A 15,912-nucleotide genomic window follows, 5' to 3' on the forward strand; every position below is an offset into this window, starting at 1 on the left:
CGGTCCGGTAATCGACGTCGACCGGGATTGCGGAACCGGCGCGAGGGCACCGGCAGCAACGGCTCGACCAGCTCCCACAACCCGTCATCGACCAGTCACGGCTTCGACACACTCACCCATCGGCCCAACGATCACCCCGCTCGACAGCGCAGAGGCAACATCACCCCATTGTGTTAGGAGGTCTGAGTCGAAAGTGATCGTCTTTCTGTAGGTTGATCACTCGTGATCGAGGTTGAGGGTGCGCATCGGTTATCGCCTGCTGAGCGTGAGGTACTGCGGTTGCGAGTGGTGGCCGCGCTGGAGGCCGGGCACGTCGAGGGCTACAGGCAAGCCGCGGAGGTGTTCGGGGTCTCGGAGCGCTCGGTGGGCACCTGGTGGCGTGCCTACCGGCGGGCGGGTCGCGACGGCCTGGCGACCCGCGAAGGGCGGCCCGGCCCCGCCGAGCTGATTACCCCGGAAGACCGGGGCACCCTGTTCGCGGCGATGGCCGACTACACGCCCGAGGAACTGCTGATCGGCGGCCCGCTGTGGACCCGCCCGACGGTGGTCGAGCTGATCCGCCTGGTCGTGGGCGTGGACATGACCGAGCAGGGCGTGGGGTTGTGGCTGCGCCGCCACGGCTTCACCCCGCAGCGCCCTGCCCGACGGGCCTACGAGCAGCAGCCCGCCGCGGTACGGGCGTGGCTGGACGAGGACTATCCGGCGATCGAGGCCAGGGCGAGGGCCGAGGGTGCGGCGATCGCCTGGGTCGACCAGTGTGGGCTGCGCTCCGACGCCGCACCGCCCGGCCGGTCGTGGGCGCCGAAGGGGCGCACGCCGGTGGTGCGGGTGACCGGTAAGCGGCTTCGGGTCAACGTCATGTCCGCCGTCGGTCCGCGCGGCGCGCTGTGGTTCACCGTGTTCACCGAGCGGTTCACCGCACCGGTGTTCACCACGTTCCTCGACCGCACCGCCCGCCAGGCCGACAGGAAAGTCCACGTCATCGCCGACCGCCACCCCGTACACAGAAGCAAGGCCGTCCGCGCCTGGCTGAAGGACAACACCGACCGGGTCGAACTGCACCTCATGCCCGGCTACAGCCCCGAACTCAACCCGGACGAGCTGCTCAACGCCGACCTCAAACGCAACGTCAACGCCTCCCGCGCCCACAACATCGACCGACTCGCCCACGAGACCCGACGCTTCCTACGACGCCGCCAGCGCCAACCGCACCTCGTCCGCGGCTACTTCCAGGCACCACACGTCCGCTACGCCGCCGTGTAGGCAACCGATCGCTTTCCGCTCAATACGTGACAACCTTTAGCGATCGCGATCGCCTCGAACCTCGGTCCGGGTCGCGCAACGCCCGCAACAGCGCCGCGGCCTTCGAGCGATCCCGCCATAGGACTCCCCTGCATCGGAGTAGTGCGCCACGACCACGCCGTGTTCGACGATTAACTCCTCGGTCGACTCGTGCCGCCACGCCGCCGAGGTGGCCCGGTCCAGGTCTTCTGCGTTGGAGATGCGGCCGTGGAACGCGAGCCGCAAGCCCGTCGCCGCGCACGCGGCCGGACACGTCGAAGTAAACCACCGCCCGGCCGACCACGAGCCAGTAAGGGGATGCCCTGCCAGCCCGCGCCAAGCCCGGCTCGTGGACGAGCGTCAGGCGCTGGTGTGGGCATCGGCGGTGCTACCAGTGCTCGCGCTGCTCATTCAGGTGATCGGGGGCTTCGATACCGAGCGGTGCGAGGGTGACCACCCTGGCATTGGCCGAGGCCAGGCACTCCTCGGGTACGAGCGCGTCGAACGCCTCGGAAGTGCAGGCCAGGACGAAGGTGCGGGGCGAGTCCAAGGTGCGCACGAGCCCTGCCCTCCCGGACCATGTCGTCGTGAGTGCCGCCGTCCTACCCGACCAGCGGCGACCAGGACGATGCGGCCGACCTCACGCACCGTCGACAGGCGGTGTGAAATCAGCACGACGCTCGCCGCACGCGGCCTCGAAGGGACCTTCAAGAGCCATTCGGACTGCAATAGGCGAACGACGGCAACAGTTCGACGTACACGAGGGCGTATGAGCTTCACATTCATGACGGCGGGAAAGCGCGTGCGACGAACCCGTGCGGACCACGGGAGACGGGTGGTCCGCACGGGCGTCGGCGTCACGCGATCACGAGACCGAGCACGAGGCCCCGTTCAGCGTGAACGCGGTCGGCGCGGTGTTCGTGCCGTTGTACGAACTGGTGAACCCGAGGTTCACCGTGCCGCCGGCGGCGATCACCGGGTTCCAACTCTCGTTGCGGGCGGTGACCTGCGACCCGCTCTGCGACGCGATGGCGTGCCACATTTGGGTCACCTTCTGGCCGTTGGAGAACGACCACACCAACGTCCACCCGTTCACGGTCGACGACGAGGTGTTCTTGATCGCGACCTCGCCCTGGAACCCACCGTTCCACGACGAGTTGACCCGGTAGGTGACTGCGCAACTGGTTCCGCCGCCGCCTGACAACGTTGTCACGTTGACGGTGCCCGACCCGGACGAGCGGTTGCCCGCCGCGTCCAGCGCGTACACGGCGAAGGTGTACTGGGTCGAGGCGCTCAGGCCGCCGACCACGGCGGAGTTCGTCGACGGGGATGCGACGGTCGTTTCGGAGGAGCTGGTCACGCGGACGACCTGGTAGGAGCTGACGCCCACGTTGTCGGAGGCCGTGCTCCACGACAGGTTGACACCGCTGGACGTCACGTTCGACGCCGAGGGGGTTCCCGGCGTGCTCGGCGGCGTGGTGTCGTTCGGGTCGCCGCTACCACCGTAGACGCTGGCCTCCTTGGAGGTGGCCTTAATGCCGTTGGAGCCGTTGAAGAACCGCTGGCCCCAGCTGGTGAGGCTGGAGGCGTTGAAGCTGTTGGCCATGTCGAGGTACTCGACGCCGCCGCCGTTGCCGCTCCACGACCAGCCCATGTAGCCCAGCTTGAGCGACTGGGTGATGGACATGATCGAGTCCTCGTCGGGGTTGCCGTCGGAGTGGTTGTACCCGAACTCGCCCACCAGGATCGGCAGCTTCGCGCTGACGAAGGTGTTCAGGTACGAGCTGATCTCCGACGACGTGTCGTACACGCCGTACATGTGCACGGAGAACACGGTGTTCTTCAGCGAGTCTGCACTGAAGACCGAGGACGCGTTGTCACGCATCGTCCCCGACCAGTCCTGGCCCCAGTTCGGCGCGTCGACCATCAGCGTGTGGGTCAGGCCGCCGGAGCGCAGGGTCTGGATGGCGCTCTTGGTGTCACCGACCCAGTTGCCGGTGTTCTGGTTGCCGTAGGGCTCGTTGCCGATGTTGATGATGACGTACTTCTCCTGGCCGGCGATCGCGCTCTTGATGCTCAGCCAGTAGCTGGCCGCCCTCGCCAGGCTGGTAGCCGAGCCGTCCTCGCCGTACCCGGTGGTGTCGTGCACCTCCAGGACGCAGATCAGCTTGTTGGCCTTGCACTGCGACACGATGTTCGCCACGTCGGAGGCGTCGTTCTTGGTCCACCGGTCACCGGAGCCGAGCACCACGCGGATGCTGTTCGCCCCCAGCGCCTTGATGTCCTTCATCGCCTGGGTGGTCTTGTCGCTGTACCAGGTGTGCGCGTGGTTGACGCCCCGCAGCACGAAGTCATTGCCGTTGGCGTCGTAGAGCCTGCCCCCGCTGACGTAGAACCCGTTCGCCGCCGAGGCGGCGGGGGCGGTCACCAGGGGCACGACCGCGGCGGCCAGCGCTACCGCGGCGACCATCGCCCATCGTCTGAACATTGCTTCCTCACAGTTGTCGGCGTTGACAATGCAGAACCCGATACCGGGGCGGCTCGGGCCACCCGTCGCCTCCGTGCGGGTCGACGATCGGGGAACCTCGCGCGGTGGGCGGACATGCTCGGCGGTTCCGAGATCCCTGCACCGCCCACCCACTTCAGCAATGAACCGCTTAAGTGTCAAGGGAAACTTCTATAGAACGAGGTAGAAGCGCTTCGAAGCGAAGTAGCCTCTGAGCATCGCAAGTCAGTCACTGAACCGCTTAAGCGGCACGTCCGGTGCTGTCCCTGATGTGCAAGGTCGATGCGAGGTCCACCGCAGCCTGCTCGCGCCCGTTGTGGACTCGATCCAGCAGGAGCCGGGCCACACGGGCGCCGTAGCCGGCGTTGTCCCGGGCGAGTGCGGTCAGTCGAGGCCGGACCAGCTCACACAGCACGGAGTCGTCCCATGCCAGCACGGATAAGCGTCCCGGAACCTGGACACCCATCTCGGTGGCGATGCCGAGCGCGGCGACGGCCATCACGTCGTTGTCGTAGAAGATGGCCGTCGGACGCTCCGGTCGCGCGAGCAGGAGGCGCGTGGCCCTCGCTCCTTCGTCACCCGCGGGCTCGGACGTCACGACGATCGGCTCGGGCAGTCCGCGGCGACGGGTCGCCGCGCTCAACGCTTCGGTCCGCACGGCCGTACGGCTGAGATGGGTCATCTCCGCCACTCTGGCGATCCTCCTGTGCCCGAAAGCCGCGAGGTGGTCCACGGCCAGGTCGAGAGCCGCGTCGTCGTCGGTCCACAGTCCCGGGAGGCCCCCCAATCCCGCCGGGCCGCCGGCGACGACGGCGTGCAGTCCCAATTGGCCCAGCACCGGTACCCGCACGTCGTCGGTTCGCAGGTCCACGACGATCACGCCGTCCACCATGCGCCCGGCCGACCATCGCCGGTAGGTCTCGATCTCCTCGTCCTGATCCGTCACGACGTGCAGGAGCAGAGAAAACTCGTGTTCGGCCAGTTCGGCTTCGATGCCGGACAGGAAGCCCATGAAAAAGGGTTCCACGCCGAGTGCCCTCGCCGGACGGGGTACCGCGAGCCCGATGACGTGCGTGCGGTCGGCGGCCAGGGCCAGGGCCGCGCTGTTGGGGCGCCACCCGAGGCGGGCCGCGATCTCCAGGATTCTCCGGCGGGTCGCCTCGGACACCCCGGAACGGCCGTTGAGCGCGTAGGACACGGCGACCTTGGAAACTCCCGCCTCGCGGGCGATGTCGGACATCGTCGGCCGTCTCATCGACACCATGCCGATCGACTTGGAGGACAGGTGCTTTGATGACGTGGAGGCTGCTCACTTCGTGGCACCGGCGGTGAGTCCGTTGTAGATCAATTTCTGCAACAGCAGGAACACCACCAGCGTGGGCAGCACGACGATGACCACGCCGGCCGAGATGACCTCCCACTGGGCGCTGAACGGCCCTTTGAAGCGGAACAGGGACGTGGAGATCACGCCCAGGTCGCGCGAGGGCATGTAGAGGAACGGGATGTAGAACTCGTTGTAGATGGCGATGCCCTTGACGATCACCACGGTGGCGATGGCGGGCTTGAGCAGCGGGAGGACGACCTTCCAGTAGATGGTCCAGCGGGAGGCGCCGTCGACGAGGGCGGCTTCGTCCAGGTCGTGCGGGATGGACCGGATGAACTGCAGGAAGATGTAGATGGACACGATGTCGGTGCCGGTGAACAGCAGCACGGCGGCGGCGCGGGTGTCGTGCAGGCCGAGCACGTCGATCACCTGGAACGTGGCGACCTGCGTGGTGACCGCGGGCACGAGCGAGGCGACGAGGAAGGCGGCGAGCACGGTGCCGCGCAGTCGGAACCGGAACCGGTCCACGGCGTAGGCGGTCATGGAGCCGATGAAGATGGTTCCGGTGACGGAGAACAGCAGGATGATCGTGGTGTTGAGGAACGCGGTGCCCATCTCACCGTCGGTGAGCGCGGTGGCGTAGTTGTCGAAGTTCAACCAGTCCGACGGCGGGTCGAACGGGCCGTCGGCGCGGAACTCGGCGGCATCCTTGAGGGAGGCGAGCAGCACCACGGCCAGCGGCACGACCGCGACCAGGCCGGCGAGCACCAGCGAGAGGTAGGCGACGGGGCCGGCCTTGCGGATGGTGGCGGTCTTGTGGACTGCGGTTTTGCGTGTGCTCGTGGAGGTGGTGGTCATGGGGTCGTGCTCCGGTCGTCGGGGAACAGGCGGCGCTGCACCCAGGTCACCAGCAGCACGAGCGCGAGGAGCACGAACGCCATCGCCGAGGCCAGGCCGACCTTGTCGAACCGGAAGGCCATGTCCACGGTCTGGATGACGAACGTCCGGCTGCCGTTCGCGCCGCCGGTCATGATGTAAGGGATCTCGAACACCGACAGCGAACCGGCCAGGGCCAGGATCGACATCAGGCCCACGACCGGTCGGATGCCGGGCAGGATGATGTGCCGGAACTGCTGCCATCGCGTCGCACCGTCCATGTCGGACGCCTCATAGAGGTCCGACGGGATGGACTGGATGGCGCCGAGGAACAGCACGAAGTTCAGTCCCGTGTAGCGCCACACCGACACGCCCGCCAGCGAGTAGTTCACCATGTCCGGGTCACCCAGCCACTGGTGCCCGGACAGTCCGACGAACTCCAGCAGCGAGTCCAACGTGCCGTCGGGGCGGAAGAAGTACAGGAACACGAACGCGATGGCCACACCGTTGATCAGGTACGGGAAGAACAGCAGGCCCTTGAACAGGTTCCCGAACCGGACTCGGAAGCTCAGCAGCGTCGCGAAGTACAGCGCCACCCCCAGCTGGAGGAACGCCGCGACGACGTAGTAGAGGCTGACCAGGAACACCTCGAACAGCTGCGGCCTGGTGAAGATCTCGACGTAGTTCTCGACGCCGACGAACGGCATCCGCTTGCTCACGCCGTTCCACGACGTGGTGCTGTACCAAGCCATGCTGATGACGGGGATGTAGGTGAACACCGCCAGCAGCAGCAGTGGAAGCGCCAGGAACAGCCACGGCAGCGCGCCGGCCCGGCGTTTGCGGTGACGAACCGGCACCGACCGCCGAGAGGGAGCGGTCGGTGCCGGCGCGGTGCGGGTCGTCACTTCGTGACCAGGGCCTTGGCCTCGGCCCAGCGGGAGTTCAGGTCGTCGAAGACGTCCTGCTTGCTTTTCCCGCTCGCACCACGGGCCGCATCGACCAGCCCCTGTCGATAAGTTTGCTCGTACAGCCCGATCTCGGCCGCGTCGTCGATCTTGGTGACGACGGCGTCCTGGGCGTGGTCCACCTCGAAGTACTCGACGCCGGCGGCGGCGAAGTCGGCCAGGGTGTCCGGCTCGGGGCCGTCCTTGAGCGGGGAGATCCCACCCTCCGCCGTGGCGAAGTTGGACTTCTCGGCGAACCAGTCGACCCAGGCGCGGGCGGTGTCCTTGTTCTTCGAGTGGATGTTGATGCCGTTCTTGTAGTCGCCGGCGATGGCCGAGTGGAACTTGCCGTCCACCTGCACCGGGAACGGCAGGTAGCCGATGTCGTCCTTGTTCGGCGCCGCGGCGCGCAGCTGGGTGATCGACCAGGAGCCGAGCATCATGGTGGCGATCTGCCCCGTGCCGATCATGCTCTTGGACGACTCCCAGTCGGTGGTGAGCGGGTCGTCCTCGGTGAGCTTGTTCGCGACCACGTCGAACAGCAGCGAGTCGATGGTGTGCTGGGTCTTGCCCTCGGCCCAGGGCGAGTCGTCCGCGGCCATCTTGTTCGAAACCTGGGGGTCCGCGCTGACCGAGCCGCGCGCGTCCTGCCACTGGGTCAGCGGCCAGCCGTTGCGGTAGTTCGTGTACAGCGGGACGGCATCGGTCTTGTCCCTGATCGCCTGCAACGCGTCGAGGAAGTCCTCCGGCGTGGTCGGCGGACTGTCCACCCCGGCTGCGGCCCAGACCTTCTTGTTGTAGGCGAAGCCGAACGCGTTGCCCGTCACCGCGAGACCGTAGACCTTGTCCTCGAACGCCTTCTCGGTGACGAACCGGTACTTCTGCCCCAGCTCCGACACCGAGCCCAGTGGCTCGAAGTAGTCCGGCAGGTCGGGCAACGAGGTGATCGAGTTCGGGATCAGCAGCACGTCACCGTAGTTGTCCGTGCTCATCCGGATCTTGACTTCGTTGTCGTAGTCCGTGATGCCCTCGAAGACCACCTCCACGTCGGGGTGGAGCTGCTTGAACTGCTCCGCGTACTCCTTGAACTTGGTGTCGACGAGGTCGGTGCGGTTGGTCAGGACGGTGATCTTCCCCTCGATCTTCCCGTCCGCGCCGGTGTCGGTCCCGTCACTGCCGCACGCGGCGACGAGGACCACCGCGGCGGCAGCGACCCCCGCCCTGAACTTTCCCATTGTGCTGCTCCTCGGATAACGGTGCGCGTCATTGCGAAACACCGGCGTATCGCGACTCTGCCGGAGGTGCCCGAGACCGTACGTCAGATGAGATTAACCGGTCAAGCTTGACAACGACATCGATTCACCACCCTCAGGCAAGCCCGGAAGAGAGCCGACAAGGCAAAAGCAGTACCTGCATAAAAATAGTTCATGCACTTGCCTAATAGTTCGTACAGCACCACTGACCTGCATAAATATTGGCTGATTTGCCTAAGCAAATGTTAGCACTGCTAAGCTATTACCGGACAAGAATTGTCATCGACGACCACCACGGAACCCACAACAGGTTCAACACCCGATCAAGCTTCCGCTCGGACCGGATCATCGGCGCCGGTTGACTTAAGCGGTAAAGTTCTGCACCCTGGCGTTGCTCCGCCGCTACGACGACTCGCACAAAGGAGTGAGAGCGATGAGGAGATCGATCGGGTTGGTGCTCGGACTGCTGTTGGCGGTCGCGGGCTCCGTACTCGGCGCGGGGCCCGCGGTCGCCGAGAACGCGCCCAACGGCTACCCCTATTGCAGCAGCAGCTCCAGCGACCCCGACGGGGACGGCTGGGGCTGGGAGAACAGTGCCTCCTGCGTCGTGCGCGGCGGCGCGGCCGACACCGGCTCGGGCAGCGGCGGCAACGCTCCCAACGGCTACCCGTACTGCGCCAACGGCAGCTCCTCCGATCCCGACGGCGACGGGTGGGGCTGGGAGAACAGCCGCTCCTGCGTCGTGCGGGGCGGCGCGGCCGACGGCGGAAGCGGCGGAGGCGGTGGGGGCTCGACGGCCTGTCCGTCGGGCATGAGCTGCGGCTCCTACAGCGTCAGCGGCCTGGGTTACCGCAAGCAGCAGGTCCGCAACGCCGGCGGCAACAGCCTCGACCTCGCCGTGGCCATGTTGGAGACCGAGAACATGTCCACCAACTACGCCTACGGCGACAACAAGACTTACGACGCCGCCAACTTCGGCATCTTCAAGCAGAACTGGCTGATGCTGCGCTCCAAGTGCAGCCGGTTCAGCGGCCAGTCGGTCAGCCAGTGGAACAACGGCGCGGTGCTCAACAGCAACCTCTCCGCCGACATCTCCTGCCTGCACCAGAGCCAGAGCGGCTACGGCCTCAACACCTGGTTCGCCGGCCACCGCAACGGTGAGTCGGGCCTGAACAACCCCAACACCAGCGACATCAACGGCTACAAGACCGCCATCTACTGGATCAAGAGCCGGATCGACAGCAACTCGGCGAACCTGAGCAACGATACCCGCTTCTGGGTCGACGTCCGCCCCATCTAGACCAACACCCTCCCGCGCGGCGACGGCACCTCTCCCCCGAGGCCGTCCCGCCACCACCGGTCCGTCCCGGTCGCGCCCTTGCCCAGGAGCGACCGGGACGGACCACCCGTTTTCAAAGCAGGAGTGAAGCAGCATGACCACCCTCGCCGACGTCGTCCGACACGCCGGTGTCTCGCTGAGCACGGTGTCCTACGCCCTCAGCGGAAACGCTCGATCTCGACCGACACCCGACAACGCATCGAAGACAGCGTCAGAGTCCTCGGCTACAAACCACGGCGGCTCACCCGCAACAAGACACTGGTGCTGCTCCTCCCCGGACAGGCCGACGTGGGACCAATGTGGCTCGGCTCATTCCTGGTAGCCGCATCAACACGCGCACGACGCGATGACGTGGACCTCCTGCTGAGTTCGACCGTCGATGCGACGAGCGCCCAAGAAGTCGACTCGCTGATCGTCGTCTCGCCGGCCACCGCACCCGGCCACTCGTCAGTGCCCGTGGTGCGGGTCGGCACACCGGACAGCGCGGTCCAAGACTCCCGGGTCGACGTCGACCGCGCCGCCGCGAGCACGCAATGCGCCACCTACCTGGCCGATCTCGGACACCGCACCGTTGCTCTCCTGCACTGAGATCCGATCGAGGACTTCTTCTGGGGTTTCGCCAGCGCCGCCCGTGCCCTGGGCTGCACCGTGCGGACACAGGTCTGGCAGCCAGGCGTCAATCCGGTGGAAACCCACCCCAGCGCACTGGTCGTCGCAGACGAGCTGCTGATCGGCGAGGTGCTCGCCGAGCTGGATCAGCGTCATCTCCGTGTACCGCAGGACGCAGGGTCATTGCGTTGTGGGGTAGCTGCTGGTCACGGCGGTGATCAGGTCGTGTGATCGGCGGTTGGCGCGTCGGAGGGCTCTGGCGATGTTGGTGTCGCCGTTGGTGCGGTGCCAACCGATCGCGGTGTTGCGCAGAGTGGCCATGACGGCGGGACCGGTGCCCGTCCGGGCCTGGTGGGAGTCTTCACGGAACGTCACGTCGCGGACGTGGTGGACCTGGTTCTCGATGAGCCACTCGCGGCGGATCCAGTCCTGCAGATCGCTCGGCGGGGCGTCGCCGGCGGGCAGGAACACGGCGTAGCAGACCGTTTCACGGGTGGTCTTCGCGTCGGTGGTTCGGCTGCGGGTGACCCGGACTGCCTGCTCGGCGTGCGGGAACGCGATGCCGCCCGGGAGCGCGCGGGGTGACGGCTTTGACGGTGCGGGTCTCACGGCGCCCGTGACCACGGTCGCGGGCACGGTCACCGACCGGAATCTCGGGCCAGGGCAGGGATTTGAGTTGGGCGAGGAGCTTCGGTTGGTTGCCTTTGACCGCGGTCATCAGATGGGCGCCGCGGGCGGCGGTCTGCCGGGCGTGATCGGTTTGGGTGTGCAGGGCGTCGGCGACGAACACCACGCCGGTCAGAGTGCCTACGACCCTGCGGACGGCGTCGAGAAGCGGTGCGAACGCGGGGATCTCATTGGACTTCGCGTCCACTGTGACCTGGGCCAGCACGATGCCGGTGCCGGTGTCCAGCGCGGAGAGCAGGTGAACCTGGCGGCCGTCGTCCAGGCGGGCGCCGCGCAGTGTCTTGCCGTCCACGGCGATGACATGACGATGTCGGCGTGGACGCACCGGTGGTGATCGCCGGGCGCGGGTGGTGAGCCACCCGGCGAGGACGGTGGCCAACAAGTCGGCGTCGAGGCGGGTCAGCAACCTCCATATCGTTGTGGCGGAAGGGATACGGTCGAACCCGAGCCGGTCACGGGCGTGACGGTCGAGATCCTGCAGCCAGTCGCTGATCGCCGCGAAGGACGACGCCCCGGCCAGGACCGCGCACACCGCGATCATCAGCAGTGCCGAGAGCGGGTAGCGGATCCCGCGCGGGTCACGCGGATCCGGGACCTTCGCCAAGGAGTCCAGCAGACCACCGTGCTCACCGTCGGTGACAGGCGGCGGTGGGCCGCCGACGTGGGCCAGCGTGACGGTCAGTGCGGTGATGGGAGATGATGTCATCGGCGGGTGGGGTCTTCCTCGGAGTCCTGAAGCGTCGCAACTCCATGATCACCGACGCGGTCCCACCTGCCGCCATCGCCTCACGAAGGCCCTTCACACCCCAAACTCCCAGCTCAGCGCCCTGTTGTCTGACTACGCAATCGCCCTGGGTGGTACGCCTGAGGCACCTGGCGCAATCACGGCGCGAGTACCTCGGAGGGCTCGTGGTCGCCACCGAGGTCCACCGGCTGCGGCCGGAACTCGTCGAGTTCTGCGCCGACTTCCAAGCGCCGGTCGTCTTCGTCGACATCGAGCCGTTCGACGACGAAGCCGGCTACCCGCCCAACACGGCGTTCGTCGGCTACTCCCCCGTCGACATAGGCGTGCTCGCCGGTCACTGGCTCGCAGATCACCTCACGCGACACGCAGTCCGCCACCCCCACGTCCTGATCGTCGCAGGCCTGGAGCAGGTGGACCGGCAGAGGTGCTGCGCGGAAGTACTGCGCAGCCGCGTGGACGGCATCTCCATCGTAGTGGACGACAGTTGCGCGTTCCAGCGATCCCGCGCTCAAGACACCGTAGAGGCCCACGTACGCGAACTCGATGCGCGAGGCGGACGGCTCGACGCCGTGTTCTGCACCGACGACGAGATGGCGCTCGGTGCGGCGGACGCGTTGCGCCGGACCCGTGCCCCGGCGGCCGGGAGTACCGTGATCATCGGTGTGGACGGTGCGCCCGAGGTCCTCGCACTGATCGACAACGACACAGGTCCACTGCGCGCCACCGTGGTCCAAGACTCACGCCGCCTCGCCGAGAGCGCGATCCACATACTGGAACGAATGAGACGAGGCCGAGCCACCCCCAAACAGACGACATTGCGACCCGAAATCCATCAAGCCAAACAAGTGGTCCGCGGCGATACCGGAAAGTAATACACAACCGCAACACCTCGACCTACGGATCGGACACGATTCCGACGGCTGGTTGATCACGCTCGACCGGGCCTCCACGACGAAGGACGTCGAAGCGGTGCCGCGGCGCGTGGTCGCCGCGCTGCACACGAGACTGCCGACCAGCCCTCGACAGCATGATCAACGAGTACGGGCCGATCTCGCGTGGCCGTACTTCTGCGGTGTGCTGACGAGCTACGGGCTCAATGGTGTGCGTGCCGGTGATCGAGCCGGTGGAGACGCGAACGAGGTGTGTGGCGGCCGAGGTGGACAGTGACGCCCGTGGGGACGACGTGTCAGTTGCAGCCGGTCAGCACGCGGTCGTGTCGGGTAGGGCGGTGTCGGTACAAGCAGGGCGTGACGCGACGGTCGTGATCCATCAGCCGCTGCGGCGGGCAGTGCCCCGGCAGTTGCCCACGGCGCCGGGGCGATTCGTCGGGCGGGCGGTGGAGTTGGCCGCTTTGGACCGCGCTTTGACCGCTGCTTCACCGGACAGTCGCGCTGCTGCGGCGCTGGACGGCTCTTCTGCCGGGCCGGCGGCAGGTGCGGCCGTGATGATCTCGGCCATCGGCGGGGTGGGTGGGATCGGCAAGACGTGGCTTGCGCTGGCCTGGGCCCACCGCAACCTGGACCGCTTTCCCGACGGACAGCTGTTCGTCGACTTGCACGGCTTCAGCCCGACCGGACGGCTCGCCGAACCGCACGAAGCGGTGCGCGGCTTCCTCGACGCCTTCGGCATACCCTCCGACCAGCTCCCACCGAATCCGTCTGCCCAGGTCGCGCTGTACCGAGGGGTGGTGGCCGGGAGGCGGGTGCTGATCGTGCTGGACAACGCCGCCACCGCCGACCAGGTCGTCCCGCTGTTGCCGGGCAGCCCGACCTGTACCGTGCTGGTCACCGGTCGCACCACCTTGCCCTCGCTGATCGACCGGTACGGCGCCCACCACCTGTCCCTGGGCGTGCTCACCTCGGAGGAGGCGCGTGCCCTGCTAACAGCGCGCCTGGGTGTTCAGCGCATCGGCACCGAACCCGAGGTGGCCGACGAGTTGATCGAGCTGTGCGGGCGTCACCCGCTGACTTTGGCGATCACCGCACGTCATGCGGTCACTCACCCCGCGCTTCCGCTCGCGGAGTTCGCCGCCGAACTGCACCAGCTCGGTCTGGGGGCCCTGGACCACGGCACGGACCCTGCCGCCAGCCTGCCCGCGGTGCTCTCGTGGTCCCTGCGCCGGCTCACCGAACGGCAACGTGCGGTGTTCGCGCTGCTGGGCATCGCGCCCGGTCCGGACATCGACCTGCCCGCGGCGGCTTCCCTCACCGGCCTGCCGCCGAGGGAGACGCGCGAGGTCTTGCGGATCCTGGAGGAACACTGCCTGCTCGAGCGGCGTCCACGCGGCCGGTGCACCATGCACGACCTGGTCCGCGCCTACGCCGCCGCAACCGCCCACGAAGACCTGCCGGAGTCGGTGCGACGAGCGGCGCTGCGGCGGGTGATCGACTTCTACCTCCACACCGCCCACGCCGCTGACCGCCTGCTCAACCCCCACCGCGAGCCCGTGCGGTTGGATCCGCCCGCCGCGGCCACCCACCGCCACGATCTCGCCGACCGCACCGCGGCGTTGGCCTGGTTCGACGCCGAGTACGCCAACCTGCTCGCCGTCCAGCGCGCCGCCGCGGACGGCGGGTGGCACCGGACCGTGGCGGAACTGGCTTGGGGGATGACCAGTTTCCACGACCGCAGAGGACACCTCCACAATCGCATCACCGTGTGGCAGGCCGTGCTGGAGCTCGCCACGCACCTGCCCGTGGCGACGCTCATCCGCGCTCACCGGCACCTGGGGCGCGCACCGACCTCGGCCGTTACGACGCAGCGGACGAGCACCTGCATGAGGCCCTGGCCTTGGCCGAGGACCACGGCGACACCATCCAACAGGCCCACTCGCACCGGGAACTCGGATGGATTCCGACCGGACAGGGGAAATACCGGCAAGCCTTCTGGTCCTAACAAAATGATCAACGCGGTGGTGTCAGCCGTGTCCGCTGTGGATCATGTTGGGGTGTGAGGAGGGGTGAGTCGCCGCCGTGGATCGTCTCGGACGATCTGTGGGAGCGGATCGAGCCGTTGTTGCCGGTGGTGCCGCGTAGGACCCGTCACCCCGGTCGGAAGCGGGTGCCGGACCGGCGGGTGTTGTGCGGGATCCTGTTCGTGCTGCACACCGGGATCCAGTGGGAGTTCCTGCCCCAGGAGCTGGGCTTCGGTTCGGGTATGACCTGTTGGCGGCGGCTGCGCGACTGGAACGAGGCCGGCGTGTGGTCCCGGCTGCACGAGGTGCTGCTCGTGGAGCTGCACTCGGCGGGCAGGCTGGACTGGGACCGCGCGGTGATCGACTCCTCGCACGTGCGGACCGCTCGTCGCGGCCCAAAAGCGGACCGAGTCCGGTCGACCGCGCCCGACCCGGCTCCAAGCACCACGTCCTGACCGACGGCGGCGGCATCCCGCTCGCGGTGTTGCTGACCGGCGGCAACCGCAACGACGTCATCGGCCTGGAACCGCTGCTGGACGCGGTGCCCAACGTGCGCGGCCGACGCGGACGGCCCCGCCGCCGTCCAAGAACGCTCTACGCCGACCGGGCCTATGACCACGACAAGTACCGCAGGCGCCTACGTGCCAGAGGAATCGCACCGCGGATCGCCCGACGTGGCGAGCCCCACGGCTCCGGCCTGGGCACCATCAGATGGGTGGTGGAGCGCACGATCGCCTGGTACCACGGCATGAAGCGCTTGCGCGTCCGCTGGGAACGCCGCGACGACATCCACGAAGCCTTCCTCGGCCTCGCCACCTGCATCATCTGCTACCGACACGTCCAACGATTCTGTTAGGACCAGTTAGAGCACGCCCTCCAGGCGCTGGCGCTCTTCCGCGCCCTCAGCAAGCGGGTGTGGGAGGCCAACGCGCTCAACCAGGCGGGCTGGTGCGCCGCCCACCTCGGCGACCACGACACCGCCCGTGCCCACTGCCAGGCCGCCCTGACCCTGCACCGCGACCACGACAACCCTGCTGGAACCGCCGCCTCGTTGCACACCCTCGGCTGCGCCGAGCACTACGACGGCCACCATGACCGGGCCGTCGACCTCCACCGGCAAGCCCTGGTGCTGCGCCGCGAACTCGGTGACACCTACCGCTGCGCCGACAGTCTCGATCGGCTCGGCGACCCCCTCACCGCCCTCGGCCGGCATGACGAAGCCCGCGCCGCGTGGCAGGAAGCCTTGAAGCTGTAACGAAAGCAGAACCGTGCTGTCGATGTCGAACGCATCCAACGGAAGCTCGACGGTCGTGACAGCAACGACGCGGTGAGGACGGCCCCTAGGGCCTGTCCTCAAAGCCAGATGAGCAGGGTGGCCAGGTCGAGCATGCCTCGGTAGGAGGTGGCGGTCTTGTCGAAGCGGGTGGCGATGGC

Annotated in this window: 15 protein-coding genes; 7 read left to right on the plus strand and 8 right to left on the minus strand. The window is 67.4% G+C overall.

Annotation, left to right across the window (positions count from 1 at the left end; translation table 11 throughout):
* The first annotated feature begins 285 nt into the window (after positions 1-285).
* Positions 286-1,263 carry an IS630 family transposase gene (locus ACFV4N_RS28200; RefSeq protein WP_499675644.1) on the plus strand — a complete coding sequence of 326 codons (978 nt, stop codon included), beginning with the start codon at positions 286-288 and terminating at the stop codon, positions 1,261-1,263.
* Between the two features lie 406 nt (positions 1,264-1,669).
* On the opposite strand, the gene ACFV4N_RS28205 is transcribed toward ACFV4N_RS28200, so the two are convergent.
* From ACFV4N_RS28205 to ACFV4N_RS28230, 6 genes are all read right to left on the minus strand, one after another.
* Positions 1,670-1,840: a hypothetical protein gene (locus ACFV4N_RS28205; RefSeq protein WP_499675631.1), complete on the minus strand. Its 171-nt coding sequence runs from the start codon at positions 1,838-1,840 to the stop codon at positions 1,670-1,672.
* A gap of 306 nt (positions 1,841-2,146) precedes the next feature.
* Positions 2,147-3,769 (minus strand): cellulase family glycosylhydrolase, encoded by a 1,623-nt coding sequence (locus tag ACFV4N_RS28210; protein ID WP_499675632.1) that lies wholly within the window; start codon positions 3,767-3,769, stop codon positions 2,147-2,149.
* A gap of 259 nt (positions 3,770-4,028) precedes the next feature.
* Positions 4,029-5,027: a LacI family DNA-binding transcriptional regulator gene (locus ACFV4N_RS28215; RefSeq protein WP_499675633.1), complete on the minus strand. Its 999-nt coding sequence runs from the start codon at positions 5,025-5,027 to the stop codon at positions 4,029-4,031.
* Between the two features lie 69 nt (positions 5,028-5,096).
* Positions 5,097-5,969 carry a carbohydrate ABC transporter permease gene (locus tag ACFV4N_RS28220; protein ID WP_499675634.1) on the minus strand — a complete coding sequence of 291 codons (873 nt, stop codon included), beginning with the start codon at positions 5,967-5,969 and terminating at the stop codon, positions 5,097-5,099.
* Complete coding sequence (locus ACFV4N_RS28225; protein WP_499675635.1) at positions 5,966-6,844, minus strand: carbohydrate ABC transporter permease; 879 nt, start codon at positions 6,842-6,844, stop codon at positions 5,966-5,968. The genes ACFV4N_RS28220 and ACFV4N_RS28225 overlap by 4 nt, the downstream gene beginning before the upstream one ends.
* 44 nt (positions 6,845-6,888) lie before the next feature.
* Positions 6,889-8,166: an ABC transporter substrate-binding protein gene (locus ACFV4N_RS28230; protein WP_499675636.1), complete on the minus strand. Its 1,278-nt coding sequence runs from the start codon at positions 8,164-8,166 to the stop codon at positions 6,889-6,891.
* 451 nt (positions 8,167-8,617) lie between these two features.
* Between ACFV4N_RS28230 and ACFV4N_RS28235 the strand changes: the two genes are divergently transcribed.
* Positions 8,618-9,484, plus strand: coding sequence for a carbohydrate-binding domain-containing protein (locus ACFV4N_RS28235; protein WP_499675637.1), 867 nt, complete (start codon positions 8,618-8,620; stop codon positions 9,482-9,484).
* Positions 9,485-9,874: 390 nt separating this feature from the next.
* Positions 9,875-10,111, plus strand: coding sequence for a hypothetical protein (locus ACFV4N_RS28240; RefSeq protein WP_499675638.1), 237 nt, complete (start codon positions 9,875-9,877; stop codon positions 10,109-10,111).
* Positions 10,112-10,312: 201 nt separating this feature from the next.
* On the opposite strand, the gene ACFV4N_RS28245 is transcribed toward ACFV4N_RS28240, so the two are convergent.
* Both ACFV4N_RS28245 and ACFV4N_RS28250 read right to left on the minus strand, forming a co-directional pair.
* On the minus strand, positions 10,313-10,603 hold the full coding sequence (locus ACFV4N_RS28245) for a hypothetical protein (RefSeq protein ID WP_499675639.1): 291 nt from the start codon (positions 10,601-10,603) through the stop codon (positions 10,313-10,315).
* 16 nt (positions 10,604-10,619) lie between these two features.
* Positions 10,620-11,525 carry an ISAs1 family transposase gene (locus ACFV4N_RS28250; RefSeq protein WP_499675640.1) on the minus strand — a complete coding sequence of 302 codons (906 nt, stop codon included), beginning with the start codon at positions 11,523-11,525 and terminating at the stop codon, positions 10,620-10,622.
* A gap of 203 nt (positions 11,526-11,728) precedes the next feature.
* On the opposite strand from ACFV4N_RS28250, the gene ACFV4N_RS28255 reads away from it, so the two are divergent.
* The 4 genes from ACFV4N_RS28255 (at position 11,729) to ACFV4N_RS28270 (ending at position 15,733) form a co-directional block, all read left to right on the plus strand.
* Positions 11,729-12,436: a sugar ABC transporter substrate-binding protein gene (locus ACFV4N_RS28255; RefSeq protein ID WP_499675641.1), complete on the plus strand. Its 708-nt coding sequence runs from the start codon at positions 11,729-11,731 to the stop codon at positions 12,434-12,436.
* 233 nt (positions 12,437-12,669) lie between these two features.
* The gene (locus tag ACFV4N_RS28260) at positions 12,670-14,517 is read left to right on the plus strand and encodes an ATP-binding protein (protein ID WP_499675642.1); all 1,848 of its coding nucleotides are present in this window, start codon (positions 12,670-12,672) and stop codon (positions 14,515-14,517) included.
* A 23-nt stretch (positions 14,518-14,540) separates the two neighbouring features.
* Positions 14,541-15,334, plus strand: a protein-coding gene (locus ACFV4N_RS28265; RefSeq protein WP_499675645.1) for an IS5 family transposase whose coding sequence is annotated in 2 segments (ribosomal slippage) — positions 14,541-14,873 and positions 14,876-15,334 — 792 coding nt in all. Because the reading frame shifts where the segments join, the coding sequence is not laid out codon by codon here.
* A 57-nt stretch (positions 15,335-15,391) separates the two neighbouring features.
* Positions 15,392-15,733 (plus strand): tetratricopeptide repeat protein, encoded by a 342-nt coding sequence (locus ACFV4N_RS28270; RefSeq protein ID WP_499675643.1) that lies wholly within the window; start codon positions 15,392-15,394, stop codon positions 15,731-15,733.
* Positions 15,734-15,912: the final 179 nt, after the last annotated feature.

It is taken from the genome of Actinosynnema sp. NPDC059797, from assembly GCF_042732085.1.
Classification (GTDB): domain Bacteria; phylum Actinomycetota; class Actinomycetes; order Mycobacteriales; family Pseudonocardiaceae; genus Actinosynnema.